The 14,942-nt window shown below is 69.8% G+C and carries 14 protein-coding genes; 6 read left to right on the top strand and 8 right to left on the bottom strand.

The genetic code is table 11. The annotated features are described in order from the left end of the window. Positions 1-440, top strand: a 440-nt coding sequence (locus ACFVYN_RS01545; protein ID WP_389990855.1) for a DUF6069 family protein, incomplete at its 5' end; no start/stop codon positions are given. A gap of 26 nt (positions 441-466) precedes the next feature. Here the strand turns inward: ACFVYN_RS01545 and ACFVYN_RS01540 are convergent. The 5 genes from ACFVYN_RS01540 to ACFVYN_RS01520 all read right to left on the bottom strand — a co-directional run bounded on the left by ACFVYN_RS01540 (position 467) and on the right by ACFVYN_RS01520 (position 5,352). Next, the gene (locus tag ACFVYN_RS01540) at positions 467-1,069 is read right to left on the bottom strand and encodes a hypothetical protein (RefSeq protein WP_389990853.1); all 603 of its coding nucleotides are present in this window, start codon (positions 1,067-1,069) and stop codon (positions 467-469) included. Positions 1,070-1,230: 161 nt separating this feature from the next. After that, complete coding sequence (locus tag ACFVYN_RS01535) at positions 1,231-1,608, bottom strand: hypothetical protein (protein WP_389990851.1); 378 nt, start codon at positions 1,606-1,608, stop codon at positions 1,231-1,233. After that, entirely contained in the window at positions 1,605-3,320 is a 1,716-nt protein-coding gene (ctaD, locus tag ACFVYN_RS01530; RefSeq protein ID WP_389990849.1) for a cytochrome c oxidase subunit I, read from the bottom strand. The genes ACFVYN_RS01535 and ctaD overlap by 4 nt, the downstream gene beginning before the upstream one ends. 230 nt (positions 3,321-3,550) lie before the next feature. After that, entirely contained in the window at positions 3,551-4,141 is a 591-nt protein-coding gene (locus ACFVYN_RS01525) for a hemerythrin domain-containing protein (RefSeq protein WP_389990847.1), read from the bottom strand. An 11-nt stretch (positions 4,142-4,152) separates the two neighbouring features. After that, on the bottom strand, positions 4,153-5,352 hold the full coding sequence (locus ACFVYN_RS01520; RefSeq protein WP_389990845.1) for a hypothetical protein: 1,200 nt from the start codon (positions 5,350-5,352) through the stop codon (positions 4,153-4,155). A gap of 284 nt (positions 5,353-5,636) precedes the next feature. Here ACFVYN_RS01520 and ACFVYN_RS01515 point away from each other — a divergent pair, with 284 nt between their 5' ends. Both ACFVYN_RS01515 and ACFVYN_RS01510 read left to right on the top strand, forming a co-directional pair. Continuing rightward, a complete protein-coding gene (locus tag ACFVYN_RS01515) occupies positions 5,637-7,046 on the top strand; it encodes a cytochrome ubiquinol oxidase subunit I (RefSeq protein WP_389990843.1) in 1,410 nt (469 codons plus the stop codon). A 68-nt stretch (positions 7,047-7,114) separates the two neighbouring features. Beyond that, a complete protein-coding gene (locus tag ACFVYN_RS01510) occupies positions 7,115-8,158 on the top strand; it encodes a cytochrome d ubiquinol oxidase subunit II (RefSeq protein WP_389991010.1) in 1,044 nt (347 codons plus the stop codon). 38 nt (positions 8,159-8,196) lie between these two features. Here ACFVYN_RS01510 and ACFVYN_RS01505 read toward each other — a convergent pair whose 3' ends face one another. Further along, entirely contained in the window at positions 8,197-9,129 is a 933-nt protein-coding gene (locus ACFVYN_RS01505) for a UTP--glucose-1-phosphate uridylyltransferase (protein ID WP_389990841.1), read from the bottom strand. Positions 9,130-9,514: 385 nt separating this feature from the next. Between ACFVYN_RS01505 and ACFVYN_RS01500 the strand changes: the two genes are divergently transcribed. Continuing rightward, a complete protein-coding gene (locus ACFVYN_RS01500) occupies positions 9,515-10,405 on the top strand; it encodes a helix-turn-helix transcriptional regulator (RefSeq protein WP_389990839.1) in 891 nt (296 codons plus the stop codon). A 285-nt stretch (positions 10,406-10,690) separates the two neighbouring features. On the opposite strand, the gene ACFVYN_RS01495 is transcribed toward ACFVYN_RS01500, so the two are convergent. Beyond that, positions 10,691-10,849 carry a hypothetical protein gene (locus ACFVYN_RS01495; RefSeq protein ID WP_389990837.1) on the bottom strand — a complete coding sequence of 53 codons (159 nt, stop codon included), beginning with the start codon at positions 10,847-10,849 and terminating at the stop codon, positions 10,691-10,693. 280 nt (positions 10,850-11,129) lie between these two features. Between ACFVYN_RS01495 and ACFVYN_RS01490 the strand changes: the two genes are divergently transcribed. Continuing rightward, positions 11,130-13,487 carry an alpha-L-fucosidase gene (locus tag ACFVYN_RS01490; RefSeq protein ID WP_389990835.1) on the top strand — a complete coding sequence of 786 codons (2,358 nt, stop codon included), beginning with the start codon at positions 11,130-11,132 and terminating at the stop codon, positions 13,485-13,487. Positions 13,488-13,623: 136 nt separating this feature from the next. Beyond that, complete coding sequence (locus ACFVYN_RS01485) at positions 13,624-14,199, top strand: hypothetical protein (RefSeq protein WP_389990833.1); 576 nt, start codon at positions 13,624-13,626, stop codon at positions 14,197-14,199. A 121-nt stretch (positions 14,200-14,320) separates the two neighbouring features. On the opposite strand, the gene ACFVYN_RS01480 is transcribed toward ACFVYN_RS01485, so the two are convergent. After that, positions 14,321-14,758 carry a glutaredoxin domain-containing protein gene (locus tag ACFVYN_RS01480; protein WP_389990831.1) on the bottom strand — a complete coding sequence of 146 codons (438 nt, stop codon included), beginning with the start codon at positions 14,756-14,758 and terminating at the stop codon, positions 14,321-14,323. Positions 14,759-14,942: the final 184 nt, after the last annotated feature.

Below are 14,942 nucleotides of genomic sequence, written 5' to 3'. Positions count from 1 at the left end.
GCCCGCCGTCTACGGTGGCGGCGGGTGGCCTGTGGGCGCCCGGTGCCGCCCGGGGGGGGGGGGGGGCGGGGGCCCCCACCCCCGCCACACTGCTGATGCGCGGGGTGCTGGACGTGGCGGTGTTCGCCCCGCATCGCGCGGGCGTGTGGGGCGATGCCACCATCGGTTACCTGGCGGCGTGGGCCGCGGTCGCCGCCCTGGTGGCCACGGGGCTGCTGCATCTGCTGCTGGTCACGGTGGCCCGGCCGCGGGCCTTCTGCACCTGGATCGCCTCGCTGGTGACGGTGGCGATGATGCTGCTGCCCTTCACCACCGATCTCGGCACCGGCTCCCAACTGGCAAGCGCCGTCGTCTTCCTGGTCATCGGCGCCACCATCACGGGCCTGCTGTCCGCCGCGATCCCCGGTGTCACGCCCGGTCGGGCCTACGACGGCTGGTGACCCGGCGGCCGACGCCGGTGACCGACTCAGGCCCCGAGGTGGGCCACCATCGTGTTCAACGTGCCGGCCAGCACGTCCAGTTCCCGGTCCGTCGGGGAGTCCGTCCCGATCCGGCGGGCCAGTTCCCCACCGGACATGACGTCCAGTGCCCCCGCGTACCAGTCGGTGTTCCGTTCCGCGGCGGCGATCACCCGGGCGCGGCCCTCGATGAGCACCAGCGTGGCGGAGTCCTCGCGCGCCGCGAGCAGTTCGCGTACGTGGTCGCGGGTGACCGGACCGGACGGCCCGGGCCGCTCGGTGTTCTCGACTCCGGCCAGGGGTTCGTCGTCCCCCGTGCCACCCGGTGGTCCGTAGCCCTCGGCGGCGCTCGTCGTCCCCGGCACGACGCGGCGGTGCGCCTGGCTCTCGGCACCGGAGTGGGCTCCGGGCTCCTCCTCGCTGCGCGCCCGCGCGTACCGGTCGGGGCCGTCGGGCAGCGCTCGCTCCGCTTCGGCCCCCTCGTCGCGCTCCCCTTCCGCCTGGGAGGGGGTCGTCCGCGGCGGGCCGTGGTCGGGGCGGGTTTCCGCGGACTCGTTCGGCTTGTCGTCGTCCCGTTCGCCTTCGGCCTGGGACGGTGTGTACTCGCTCATCGGGCCCTCTACAGGATCATCCGGTGTGTCGGCGGGCTGATCCACCGGGCACGAGTGCTCGGACCGGTGCCCGACCGCGCGCGTGCGGCGACCTGCGGATCCTCCCGTGGGCGTGCCGGGTGCCCGCCGCCACCGCCACGAAACGGGACTGCCGTCGGCGCCTACCGCGCCAGCACTCCCGCCGCGGCACCGAGACCCGTGGCGCAGGCCAGGACGGTGGAGGCGAAGGCGGTGTGGCGCCTGAGCAGTGCGCGGCGCAGTTCGCCGTAGCGGGTCTCGTACTCCTGCCGCAGTTGGTCGGCGCGCCGGACGGTGTCCTGGAGCATGTGGCGGGTGAGCTCGACGTGCTGGTCGACGTAGTGGTGGGTGAGCTCCTCCGCCTGGGCGGTGGTCAGCCAGGGCATACGCGCGCACAACTGCTCGGCTTCGCGGCGGGCCTTGTGGTGGTGGCTGTGCAGCAGGAGGTAGCCCTCGGCCTCGGCGGCGAGGGAGGTGGTCGCCCGGCCGGGTCGTGGAGTACGTGCCCGGTTGCCGATCATGACCGATCGCTTTCGTGTCCCGCGGCGTCGATGGCGTCGCGCCTGCCGGAGTGCTGTTTCTGGTCGAGCCGGGCGATCTCGGGATGGTGCATGTCGAACGCGGGCGACTCGGAGCGGATCCGGGGCAGCGTGACGAAGTTGTGGCGTGGGGGCGGGCAGGAGGTGGCCCATTCCAGGGAGCGGCCGTAGCCCCAGGGGTCGTCGACCTCGATGCGTTCGCCGTGTTTGGCGGTCTTCCACACGTTGTAGAGGAAGGGCAGGGTGGACAGGCCCAGCAGGAAGGCGCCGATGGAGGAGACGGTGTTCAGGGCGGTGAAGCCGTCGGCGGCCAGGTAGTCGGCGTAGCGGCGGGGCATGCCCTCCGCGCCGAGCCAGTGCTGGACCAGGAAGGTGGTGTGGAAGCCGACGAACAGCGTCCAGAAGTGGATCTTCTCCAGGCGGTGGTCGAGCATGGTGCCGGTCATCTTGGGCCACCAGAAGCTGAAGCCCCCGAACATCGCGAAGACGATCGTGCCGAACAGGACGTAGTGGAAGTGCGCGACCACGAAGTAGCTGTCGGTGACGTGCCAGTCCAGCGGCGGGGAGCCCAGGATGACGCCGGTCAGACCGCCGAACAGGAAGGTGACCAGGAAGCCCGCCGCCCACAGCATCGGGGGCTCGAAGGACAGCGAGCCCCTGAACATGGTGCCGATCCAGTTGAAGAACTTCACCCCGGTGGGGACGGCGATGAGGTAGGTCATGAAGGAGAAGAACGGCAGCAGCACGGCCCCGGTGGCGAACATGTGGTGCGCCCACACGGTGACGGACAGGCCCGCGATGGCGATGGTCGCGCCGACCAGGCCCATGTAGCCGAAGATCGGTTTGCGGGAGAACACCGGGATGATCTCGGTGATCACCCCGAAGAACGGCAGCGCCAGGATGTACACCTCCGGATGCCCGAAGAACCAGAACAGGTGCTGCCACAACAGCGCCCCGCCGTACTGCGCGTCGAAGACGTGCGCCCCGAACTTGCGGTCCGCCTCCAACGCCAGCAACGCCGCCGCCAGCACGGGGAACGCGAACAGGACGAGCACCGAGGTCAGCAGGATGTTCCAGGTGAAGATCGGCATGCGGAACATGGTCATGCCGGGGGCGCGCATGCAGATGATGGTGGTGATGAAGTTGACCGCGCCCAGGATGGTGCCGAATCCGGCCAGCGCGAGTCCCATGATCCACAGGTCGGCGCCGGTGTAGCCGCTGCGGATGGGGCCGCTCAGGGGGGTGTAGGCGGTCCAGCCGTAGTCGGCGGCGCCCTGCGGGGTCAGGAAGCTGCCCATCACGATCAGGCCACCGAAGAGGAACAGCCAGTAGGAGAACATGTTCAGCCGGGGGAAGGCGACGTCGGGGGAGCCGATCTGCAGCGGCATGATGGCGTTGGCGAACCCGGCGAAGGTCGGGGTGGCGAACAGCAGCAGCATGATCGTGCCGTGCATCGTGAACGCCTGGTTGTACTGCTCACTCGACAGGAACTGCAGCCCGGGACGGGCCAGTTCGGCCCGGATCGCCATCGCCAGGACCCCGCCGACCAGGAAGAAGCAGAACGACGTGATCAGATACAGGTGCCCGATCTTCTTGTGATCGGTCGTGCTCAGCCAGGACACGATCACCTGGCCCCGGCTCCGGCGCTCGGCCGCCGGGGCCGGAGAGATCGGTTCAGTCGTATGAGTCGCCATCACAACCCCTTGATGAAGGCCAAGGTGGGCCTGCGCCGCCGACGGTCACCGTGGCGACTGGACAACCGGTCATGGGCAACGTAGTCCCATGGCGCCGAAGCGGTTCCTGCCTCGAGCCGGCCTTGCGCCACATGGCCGGTTCGGCCATTCCTTCGGACTACAGCGGGGGTGGGGGTACACCGCGGGACGACGGTGTACCCCCAGGTGTGGGCTGCGTGTACCGCCGTACGTCAGCCGTTGCCCATGGCCTTGCGGACAGCGTCCTTGGTGCGGTCCATGAGGGCGGCCACCGGGCCGAGAGCGACGTTGGCCGCGCCGGACTCGACGCCGGGGTGGGGCCGGGTGGGGGCCATCGCCTCGGCGGCCTTGACGGCCTTGGCCATGGCGGCGAGGTTCGTCAGGTCGGTGCTGCGGCGGATGTGGGAGAACTCGTAGCGTTCCTCCGCCCGCGCGTGCTCCTGCACGTCCGTGCGCAGCTGCCTCAGCAGGGGCAGGAACCGGGGATCGTCGGTGTCCATCCCGTCCAGGGACGACAACGTCTCCTTGGCGGCCTTCTCCTCGGCGAGGCGGTCCTCGACGACCTGCCGGCCACCGTCCACCGCCCTCCGCACGAAGGGGTGCACGACCTCCTCCTCGGCGGTCTCGTGCACGGCGAGCAGGCGTACGAGACGACGGAACGCCTCGCGCCGCTCCTCGCCCCCGCTCTGCTCGACCTCGTCGAAGAGGTTGCGGATGTCACCGTGCTGGCGCATCAGCAGGGCCACCACGTCCGTGTCCTCGGCGTTGTCGTCGCCGGCCTGCGGGGTGTGCAGCTCGGTCATCTCGGCTCCCCTCACTTCTCGCGCATGGCGGGGTCCGGGTGCTCGCCCTCGGACTGGACGCGGTACTCACGGCCGAACATCTCGTCGTGCTCCGTGATGACCTGCTCGCTCGGTGGCTGTTCGCCGCCGTGGATCTGCTCCTGCATCTTCCCGAACCGCTCGTGTGCCTCGCGCACATAGCCGGCGCCGAGCGTGGTCAGGTCCATCTGCGTGTCCAGCAGCTCCCGCAGGTACTGCTTGTTCGGCTCGAACGTGAGCACGTTCGGCAGCTCCGGAGCCAGGACCTCCTGCGGCTCCCGGCCGTCGTGACGGCGCATCAGATCGCAGGCGGTGTGCAGGTGCTCCAGTTCCATGTTCAGGTGCAGCTCCCAGATCGCCTTGACCCTGGGGTCGCTCTCCTGCTCCATGAAGGAGTAGTACAGGTAGCACTCGTTGTACTCGTGGTTGACCAGTTGCTCCCACCACGTCTCGCCCGGGTCCACCAGGGACTCGTAGTGCGTGACGTGCTCCTCCTCGATCAACCCGATCTCCTGGTAGAGTCGGCGGGCGATCGGCTCCATGTAGGTGGGGCCTGTGTTCATGTAGAAGTTCATGGTCTGCTGCTCCGCCGACATGATCGTCAGCGCGTGCAGCTTCGACAGCGGGTCCGTGGCCGTCTTGTCGTACGCGTCGCGCACGTTGTCGTACGGGTCACGGTGGTGGAACTTCGTCGGCCGCCCCGGCATGACCTCGGTGAGGTTGTCGACGATCGACTCCGCCTTGCGGTGCTCGATCATCTCGTAGAGGTTGGCGTACCGGTACAGGTGGTCGAAGTCCTCCAGCACCCCGAACTGGTACGCCTGCTTCAGGTACGGGTCCGGCTCCATCCGGGCGACCCAGGCCGTCAGGTCCACCGCGACCTGCTCGTAGGCGATCGTCGTCTCCAGTACCGACGACACACCCGGCAGCAGCCAGTTGACGACCTTCTGCTGCTGGGCCTCGATGTAGCGGGTGCGGGCGAGCTGCCGCTTCACCTCCGGGTCGACGGTGTTGCGGGCCAGCTGGTGGCTGAAGAGGACCGCCTCCACCTCGATGCCGTTCATCGTGATGATGCGGCAGCGGGTGTAGGGGTCGCAGCGGTCCGGGTCGATCGGCTCCACGTTCAGCTCGCGCCAGTTGCGCAGCTGGCGGTCCAGCGGGATACCCCGCTGTTCCAGGGGGTTGAAGGTCATGACGAGCGCTCCTCGCGACGGGACGGGCGGGTGCAGCCCCCGACGCCGTACTGCATGTTTCGGTACCAGGGAACCGCCGCCAGGTTTCAGCCATCCGGACGCCCCGGCCACCGCACACGTCCGGACGGCTGCATCTGTCCGCCGTTCGGATGGCCCGGGGCCCGCACGTCGAGCGGCCCGGCGGGTGCTGGAGTAAACACCCGGTCTCGGCGCGTGTGATCCTTCGGGTTGCTCTTGCGGTGGATACCGCTTCGCACGCCCGTATCCGGGTACCGACGAGTGTCATGAAGCACACTCTGCTCACCGGCCCGTGGATGCTCGCCGGATACGCGGCCGGCAGGGTGTCGGAGGGCGATCTCGCGGCGGCGCGCGCGCAGATGGGTTTCTCCCTGGCCTGGCACATCATCGTGGCCTGTCTGGGAGTCGGGCTCCCGGCGCTGACGTTGCTCGCCGAGTGGTACGGCCTGCGCACCGGCGACCCGGCGATCCGTCTGCTGGCCCGCCGGTGGGCGCGCGCCATGGGAGTGCTGTTCGCCGTGGGCGCCGTGTCCGGCACGATCCTCAGCTTCGAGATGGGGCTGCTGTGGCCCGGCCTGATGGGAAGGTTCGGTCAGGTGATCGGACTGCCCTTCGCGCTGGAGGGCATCGCCTTCTTCCTCGAGGCGATCTTCCTCGGCATCTATCTGTACGCGTGGGACCGCATGCCACCGCGCCGCCATCTGCTGACCGGCCTGCCCATCGTGATCGCCGGCACCGCGTCGGCGTTCTTCGTCGTCTGCGCGAACGCCTGGATGAACCAGCCACGCGGCTTCACCCTGCGCGACGGCAAGGTCGTCGACGTCGATCCGTGGGCGGCGATGCTCAATCCGGCCAGTCCGCCGCAGACCCTGCACATGATCCTGGCCGCCTTCATGGTCGCGTCGTTCCTGACCGCCGCGGTGTATGCCGTGGCCCTGCTGCGCGGGCGCCGCGACACCTATCACCGGGCGGGGTTCTTCATCCCGCTCACGCTGGGCGCGATCGTGACGCCGTTCCAGATCGTGGTGGGCGACTGGGCTGCCCGGTTCCTGGCCGACTACCAGCCGACGAAGCTCGCGGCCATCGAGGGGGTCTACCGCACCGGCTCGCACGTTCCGCTGACCCTCGGCGGCGTCTCGGACGGCAACGGTCTCAAGTACGGCCTGGAGATCCCCAACGGGCTCTCCCTGCTGGTCGGTTACCGCCCGGGCACGGTCGTCGAGGGCCTGGACCGGGTTCCGCCCGCCCAGCGACCGCCGGTGACCGGGGTGCACTGGGCCTTCGACCTCATGGTCGCCGTCGGTTTCTTCCTGCTCGCCCTGGGCCTGTGGCTGCTGTGGGCGTGGTGGCGCAGCCGCCGCACCGGGGGCGAGCTGTCCACTCCCCGTCTCTTCCTGGCGTTGAGCGCGGTCGCCGGCCCGGCCGCGGTGGTGGCCCTCGAGTGCGGCTGGACCGTCACGGAACTCGGCCGGCAGCCCTGGATCGTCTGGGGTGTGATGAGCGTGCGCGATGCGGTCAATCCCGCTCCCGGCCTCATGACCGGACTGTGGCTGGTCCTGATCGTGTACGCCGCGATGACGGTCGCGACCGTCTACGTCCTGCGCCGCCTCGCCCGCGGCACCCCGGTGCCACAGGCGCCACAGGAGGAGGACGTCACCGCCTATCCCGTCGTGTGACGACCCCCATGACCCGTTGAACGCCCGTTGTACGGCCCCTGCCCGTTGTACGACCCTTGGAGGTGACCGTGCTCGCTGACGCGGCGCTCGCCGTGATGTGGGTGGGTCTGACCTGCTACGCACTGTTCGGAGGAGCCGACTTCGGTGCCGGAGTCTGGGACCTGATCGCCGGCGGCGCCGAACGCGGCAGGGCCCGGCGCACCCTCATCGAACACAGCATCGGGCCGGTCTGGGAGGCCAACCATGTGTGGCTGATCTTCGTGATCGTGATGCTGTGGTCGGCCTTCTCACCCGTCTTCGCGGCGGTGATGTCCACTCTGTACATCCCGCTGACCCTGGCCGCGCTGGGCATCATCGCGCGGGGCGCCGCCTTCGCCTTCCGTAAGGCGAGTACCGAACTGTGGCAGCAGCGGCTGTTCGGCGCGTGTTTCGCGCTGTCCTCGCTGCTCACACCGTTCTTCCTCGGAACGGTGGCGGGCGGTGTCGCCTCCGGCCGCGTGCCGCCGGGGCTCGCCGAAGGAGACGTGCTCACCAGCTGGCTCAACCCGACCTCGCTGTTGGGCGGTGTGCTGGCCGTGGTGACCTGCGCGCATCTGGCAGCGGTGTACCTGTGCGCCGACGCCGACCGCGAGGGGCGGCCCGAACTGGCCGCCGCGTTCACGCGCGACGCGGTGGCGAGCGGCCTGGTGGCGGGCGTCGTCGCCCTCGCGGGCATCGCGGTACTGCACGCTGACGCCCCCGAACTGTTCCACGGACTGACCCACCGCGCACTGCCCCTGGTGGTCACCAGCGCGGTGGCCGGTCTCGCCGGTCTCGGCCTGCTGGCCCGGCGGCGCTTCGTGGCCGCCCGCGCCGCCGCCGCACTGGCGGTCGCCACGATCCTGTGGGCGTGGGGCACGGCCCAGTACCCGGCCCTCCTGGTCGGCAGCACCACGGTGACCGCGGCCGCGGCGACCTCCTCGGTGCTGTCGGCGGTCCTCGTTGCGCTCGGCGTGGGAGCGGTGGTGCTCGTGCCGTCGCTGTGGGCGCTGTACGCCACGTTCCAGCGAGGAACGGCCGACCAGGGGTCCCCTGGTGAAGCAGCGGGACCTACGCACCTCGACGGCCGGTGATAGTGCTCGAAGCCGTGACTCCACCGGAGTAGCTGCCCTCAGGTCGTGGAGGTGTCCGTGCCGGGTGCCGGTTTCTCACCGTCACCGAGTTCGCGGGCGAGACGGCGCAGGACGGGCCCGTACTCCGGGTGCGCGAGGGCGGAAGCCATCTGGGCGACGAGGTAGTCCGCCGGATTGCCGGTGTCGTACCACCGGCCCGAGATGACCTGCCCGTACACCGCACGGCCCACGGCGTAGGCGTTGATGGCGTCGGTCAGGTACACCTCGCCCTCGCGGTGCTCGTACCAGCGCCTGGTCTGCTCCCGCAGTTCCTCGACGATTCCGGGGGTGATGACGTAACCGCCGATCGCCGCGTACGCCGAGGGGGCGTCGGCAGGCCTGGGCTTCTCGACCAGGCCCGTGATGCGCAGCAGGCCGTCGTCCAGGTCCTCCTTGACCACGGGCACGCCGTAGCGCTGGGAGTCCGCTGGATCCATGGGCATCAGCGCCAGCACCGGACAATTCGTCGCTTCATACGCTCGGATCAGCTGCTGGGCGCGCGGGACGTCGGCCACGAACACGTCGTCAGGCCAGAGCACCAGCATGGGCTCTTCCCCGAAGTTCCTGGCGGCGTTCAGGACGGGTGTGCCGTTGCCGTACGGGCCGTGCTGGTCCAGGTAGGTGATGTGCCCCAGGCGTGACAGTTCGGCGATCTCCTCCACGGCGTCCGCGTAGCCGGTCCTACCGGCGGCGCGCAGCTGCTCGACCAAGGCGGGATTGGGCCGGAAGTGGTCCTGGATCAGGGACTTGCCACCGGAAACCACGATGGTGATGTCCGTGATGCCGGACGCCACCAGTTCGCGCACTGTGTGCTCGATGACCGGCTTGTCGCCGACCGGCAGCATTTCCTTGGGAATGGCCTTGGTCAGGGGCAGAAGCCGAGAGCCGAGCCCGGCGGCGGGGATCACGGCCCTGCGGATTGTCGGGGGCATCAGGTCTCTCCCGGTCGAAAGGAACGCGGCGCCGACCAGTGCGGCGTGCCTTTGGACGCTACCCCTCGCCTGGACGGACCACCGTTCCATGCGCCAACTGTCTGTGATGGCATCAACCGTCCGCGACAGTCTCCCCGGCCTGCCCGGCGCGCGATCCTGCCCGGCGCGTGACCCCCCGGGACGGACGCTCGCGGTCACCGATCGGCCGGCCGGTGGGGAGCGTGGAGGGTTCCTCCTCGCAGGGTCATGCGCGGTCTCCGCAGGGTTCGACATCACGGTGCGCGTCCCACGAAACCCGCCCCGGCCGTGTGCGCGGAAGGCTGCGTTTATGGGGGGTACAAGCTCAACCCCCCACCTCTGGGGCACTGGCCGTACCGTGAGGGCCATGGAACGCCCCTCCGACAACCGCGCCGACATCCGTGACTTCCTCGCCCGCCGGCGCGCCCGGCTCACCCCCGAGCAGGTCGGGCTGCCCACTAGCGGCCGGCGTCGCGTGCCCGGGCTGCGCCGCGAGGAGGTCGCGGTCCTGGCGGGGGTCAGCACCGAGTGGTACACCCGGCTGGAGAAGGGCCACATCAGCGGCGTGTCCGAGGACGTCCTCGACGCGGTGGCCCGCACCCTGCAGCTCGACGACGACGAGCGCACCTATCTGTTCGACCTGGCCAAAGCCGCCCAGCCGAGCCCTGCCGCCCGGCGCCGCCGCAAGGCCGCCGACGTTCCGCCCCGTGTCCAGTGGCTGCTCGACTCCATGACCTTGTCCGCGGCCTTCGTCACCAACGGCCGCCTCGATGTCGTGGCCACGAACCCACTCGCGCGCGCCCTGTTCGCCCCCTTGTTCGACAGCCCGACCGTCGGCCCGCGCGGCCGCCCCAACTTCGCCCGCTTCTGGTTCCTCGACGACGCCTCCCACGACTTCGCCGCCGACTGGAACAGCGCCGCCACCATCACCGCCGCGCTCCTGCGTGCCGAGGCCGGCCGATACCCCGACGACCGGGCGCTGCGCGACCTCATCGGTGAACTGTCCACCGTCAGCCCCGAGTTCCGCACCCGTTGGGCCTCCCACGACGTGCGCATCCACCACGGCGGCGTCAAGCGCTTCCACCATCCCGACGCCGGGGACCTGGAACTCACCTACCAGCCCCTGAACCTGCCCATGTCCGCCCGCGAGGCGCACTCACTGACCATCTACACCGCCGAACCCGGCTCCCCCTCCGAAGACGGCCTGCGCCTGCTCGCCTCCTGGGCAGCCACCCCGGAGCCCCAGCGCAACAGGTGAGGCCCGGGATCCTGTCACTGTCCCCTTCACTCCCCGGACCGGGCACCACTCGTGTGGGTGATGACAGACCTGCGGTCCGGCGAGACGCTCTGCGGAACGTAGAGAACGTGTCCCCGGCCACCGACCACTTCTTGGGCCCGGTCCGCTCAGCGCGTCCCGGGCTCGCACCATGCGGCGGCACTGCCGTACCGCAGTCGCCGCGCCCCCTATACGCCGCCTGCTGACTACGCGGGAGTGCCAGCAGGCGGCCGTCGCCCGCGACTGCGCCCGGGTGGAGTCGCTGCATCAGGGGCGAGAAGCGGCGGTGTCGACTATGCCGGGGCACACGGACGCGATCAGGGCTCCGCCGGCGAGGTCTCCCGCGCGGCGCTCGGCGGTGGCGCGGACGGCGACGACCTGGGCCACCTTCGAGGCCGCGTCAGCTCCAGAGTGGCCCGGGCCCACCCAGCCCGCCTCCTGCTGTCGCTGTCCGGCCGTCTGACGCCGTGCCAGGACGACACGCTCGACCTGCCGCTCCGCGCGGCCGGGGCGCCCACGGTCGTGCCGTACTCCTTCGCCAGAGGCTGTTCGGGACGGGCAAGGGAGCCCCCACCGACACAACCGAACGGGCCCTTCCCAAGCATCGACCCATCCGACCTCTCCCTCAACTCTCATCCTTGCCCACCCCATTGACACTCACCTATGCCTCCCCAATCATCAAGACATCCGATGATTGGGAGCCGCCATGAGTACGTATCCAAGACGTCAAGTCCTCGGCGTCACGGCGGGTGTCGCTGCCTCAGCCGCTCTTCCCTTCGCCTCCGCGACCGACGCGCACGCTGCTCAGACAGTCGGGACGGTCGCCCAGCAGAGCCGGACATGGGCGCCCGTGCCCGCTCCGGTTCCCGTGCCCCTCGACAGCCTCTACGACAACGACGGCGTCGACACCGCCTCCGCACGGGGCGGCGACTTCGACGGCTCCGGTTACACGTTCCCGGGCGAGGAACTCCCGGCGGGGCAGGTGGAGGTGGACGGCGTTCCCTTCGTCTTCCCGTCCTCGGCCGCAGGCGCCAAGAACAACGTCGTGGCGCTCGGTCAGCGCATCGACCTGCCCAAGGGCCGCTACATGGCTGCCTACTTCCTCACCTCGGGGAGTTACGGCAACGCCTCGGGCAAGGCAACCGTGCACTACGCGGACGGTTCGACCACGACGGCCGGCCTCACCGGAGCCGACTGGTACGCGGCGGGCGGTTCGCTGTCGGCGCCGTACCGCTACGGTCCGAGCGGCACGAAGGACGAACACAGCGTCGGCATCGGCACCTCGGAGGTGTGGGTCGACCCGCAGCGCGAGGCGATCGCCATCACCTTGCCGACCACCCACGCACCCGAGCCGAACCAGACCTCACTGCACGTGTTCGCGCTGTCCCTCCAGCCGGTCGCCCAGGGACGCGCACTGATCCTGCGCGACGCCCACTCCACGAACTCGCTCCTGCCGTCCACCGGCGCCCAGAGCGTCGAGGCGACCGTCGTCAACGCGGGCACCGTCACCGTCCTGGCCGGCGACGACGTGGCGGTACAGGTCTCCGTGCCGGGCGCCCGGACCGTGGAGCCCGCCGCCGTCCGCCGCCTCGACCCCGGCGAGCAGGCTCGCGTCCGCATCGGCATCCGCAACCGCACGGGGACCGCACCCGGCACCGCCCAGGACGGCGTGGTGACGGTCACCGGCCGCGGCGCCACGGCCGCCACCCAGCACAGCCGGCTGTCCCTGGGCGTCGCCGACTACCAGCCGACCGAGACCTCCCTGTCCGGTCACCAGGCCCCGTACTGGTTCCACAGCGCCAAGTTCGGCATCTTCATCCACTGGGGCGTGTACTCGGTGCCCGCCTGGGCGCCGGTCGGCACGCAGTACGCCGAGTGGTACTGGAACCAGATGCAGGACCCGAACAACCCCACGTACGCCCACCACCGCGACACCTACGGCGAGGACTTCGCGTACGACGACTTCATCCCGCGCTTCACGGCCGAGAAGTTCGACCCGCGATCCTGGGTCGAACTGTTCCGGGACGCCGGCGCCCAGTACCACGTGCTGACCTCCAAGCACCACGAGGGATTCGCCCTCTGGGACACCAAGGTCTCCGACCGCAACGCCGTGAAGATGGGCCCGAAGCGGGACCTGGTCAAGGAGCTGTTCGAGGCGTCCCGGCGCTACACGCCCGAGCTCCACCGGGGCCTCTACTTCTCGATGCCCGAGTGGTTCAACCCGGACAACCCCTGGATGGGCCACGCCCCGCGCAACCCGTACACCCACGCCCCCGTGCCGTACACCGGATACACCGCGGGCAAGGACTTCGTGAAGGACTACCAGGCCCCGCAGATGCTGGAGCTGATCCACGGCTACGACCCGGAGCTCATCTGGTGCGACATCGGCGGCGCCAACGACAGCGTGCACGTGCTCGCCGAGTACTTCAACCACGCCAAGAACAGGGCCCGTCCCATCGACGTCACCGTCAACAACCGCTCGGGCATCTCCTTCCACGACTTCACGACGCCCGAGTACACGACGTACGACAACACCGTGATCGCCAAGTGGGAGTCCAGCCGCGGCCTGGACCCCTTCAGCTACGGCTACAACCAGGCCACCCCGGACGGCTCCTACATGACGACCGAACAGGTCGTGCACAGCCTGGTGGACATCGTCTCCAAGAACGGCAACTTCCTGCTCGACATCGGTCCGCGCGCCGACGGCACCATCCCGGAGATCATGCAGACGCGACTGCGCGAGACGGGCCGGTGGCTGCGGACGAACGGCGAGGCCGTCTACGACACGACGTACTGGTCGAAGATGGCGGAACTGGGGGACGACATCCGCTTCACCGTCCGCCCGGACCGGGCCTTCTACATCCACTCCCTGGCAGAGCCGGGCTCGCGGCTCACCATCGAGGCACCGGTCCCGATCCGCGGCGGGGACACGGTGACGATGCTGGGCCACGACCGGCCCCTGGGCTGGACCGTCAGCAAGGGAGCGTTGGTGATCGACGTCCCCGCGGCGGCCCGCAAGGCGGGACAGCACGTCTGGGTCTTCAAGGTGAAGTGGCACTCCTGACCACTCCACCGCGCCCGGCGAACCCGGCGAACCCGGCTCCCGGACGATGACGCACTCCCTGGCACCGGCACTCGGTGTGCCGGCGCCGGGGCCTCCAGGTCGTGCACGCCGTCTCGACGAACTGAGCGTCGACGCCGTGACGGTGGCGTACCGTCAGAGCATGGGCCTGGTCAGCGGTGTCGTGAGCATCGCCTACTCGCACTTCTACGTCAGTGAGTACGTGGAGCCCGGCTTCGACCGCACCACACAGACACCGGACTTCCGCACCCACGCCCCGGTGATCCTCACGCCCGGCCAGCTCACCGTCATCAGTAACGTGCAGGCCCATGACGCCTGGGTGACGCTCATGCTGTCCGACGCGGAACCCGTCCCGCAGCCGGAACAGTGGAAACTGCTCGGCACCTGGCCCTACCGGCCCGTGTACGGCGGCCGGATGGGGATGTCCGGCCCCACCACCGGTCCCGCGATGCCCGCCATGGGCTGGCTCTCCGGAGGGCGGGGCGATGACCTTTCACTGGCGCTCGACCCGTCCAGGGTCTACACCGTCCACGTCCATGCCAGGGGCCGCCAGGACTCCCGAGCCCGGTATGAGGCGGCGATGGACCGTGCGGAATGGGGCACCCACGAGGGTTTCGAGGACTACGTGCTTGTCTTCGTCCCCGCCGGCCACCAACCGAAGCCCCGACCCTCACGCCGACCTGCGTCCTGGTAGCGCTCGACTTGGTCAACCGCTGCACCGGCGCGCGGAGCGGCCGGCTCGACGTTCGGCCTACGAGTCACCAGACCGCCCGCCCTCGGCTTGTCCTGCCGTCTTGGCGCGGGTCGCACGGCGGTCAGGTGGAACGAGAGAGTTGCTCGCGGACCCATGCGGGATCGGGGTTGGTGCGCGGCTCGCCCGCCACGATGACGGTCGGCACGGTCTCATCGCCGTCGTTGGCCGCCCTCACCACCGCTGCTGCGGCCGGATCGCGCCAGATGTCGACCCAATGCAGCTGATGGGCGCTACGGCCCAGCCGGATGCGCAGTCGAAGGCAGTACTTGCAGCCGGGCCGCCAGAAGACGACCGGCCGGCCATCGACCGCACTGCGGCGCTGTGCTTCCAGCGTGCCGATCGACCTCGGGAAGACCAGAGGCGAGTTCACGCCTGCGAGCACCACAAAGATCAGCAGGACGGCTGTGGCCGCGCCGGGGGCGCCGCTGGCGATCAGCCCAGTGGCAAGAGCTGAGCCGCACAGCACCAGCAGCATCGGCAGGATCCAAGCGCGCGTCATGGGGACGAGGCTATCCGTCACGCTTCCGCATCCAGGCCGGGCGCGGATGGGAAAAGGGTTGGACGGGGTGAGGATCGAACTTGTAGCTTGCGGTTGACCGTGACACCGCCCGAGGAGGTGAGACCCATGAACGCTGTAGCGATGTGGGTGCTCCCCCTTTCCCGTCACGGCCGGCGATTGACGT

The sequence above is a fragment of the Streptomyces sp. NPDC058307 genome (assembly GCF_042880295.1).
Classification (GTDB): Bacteria; Actinomycetota; Actinomycetes; order Streptomycetales; family Streptomycetaceae; genus Streptomyces.
The sequence above is the reverse complement of the archived record's forward strand: the minus strand, read 5'-3'. Positions and strand labels throughout refer to the sequence as shown.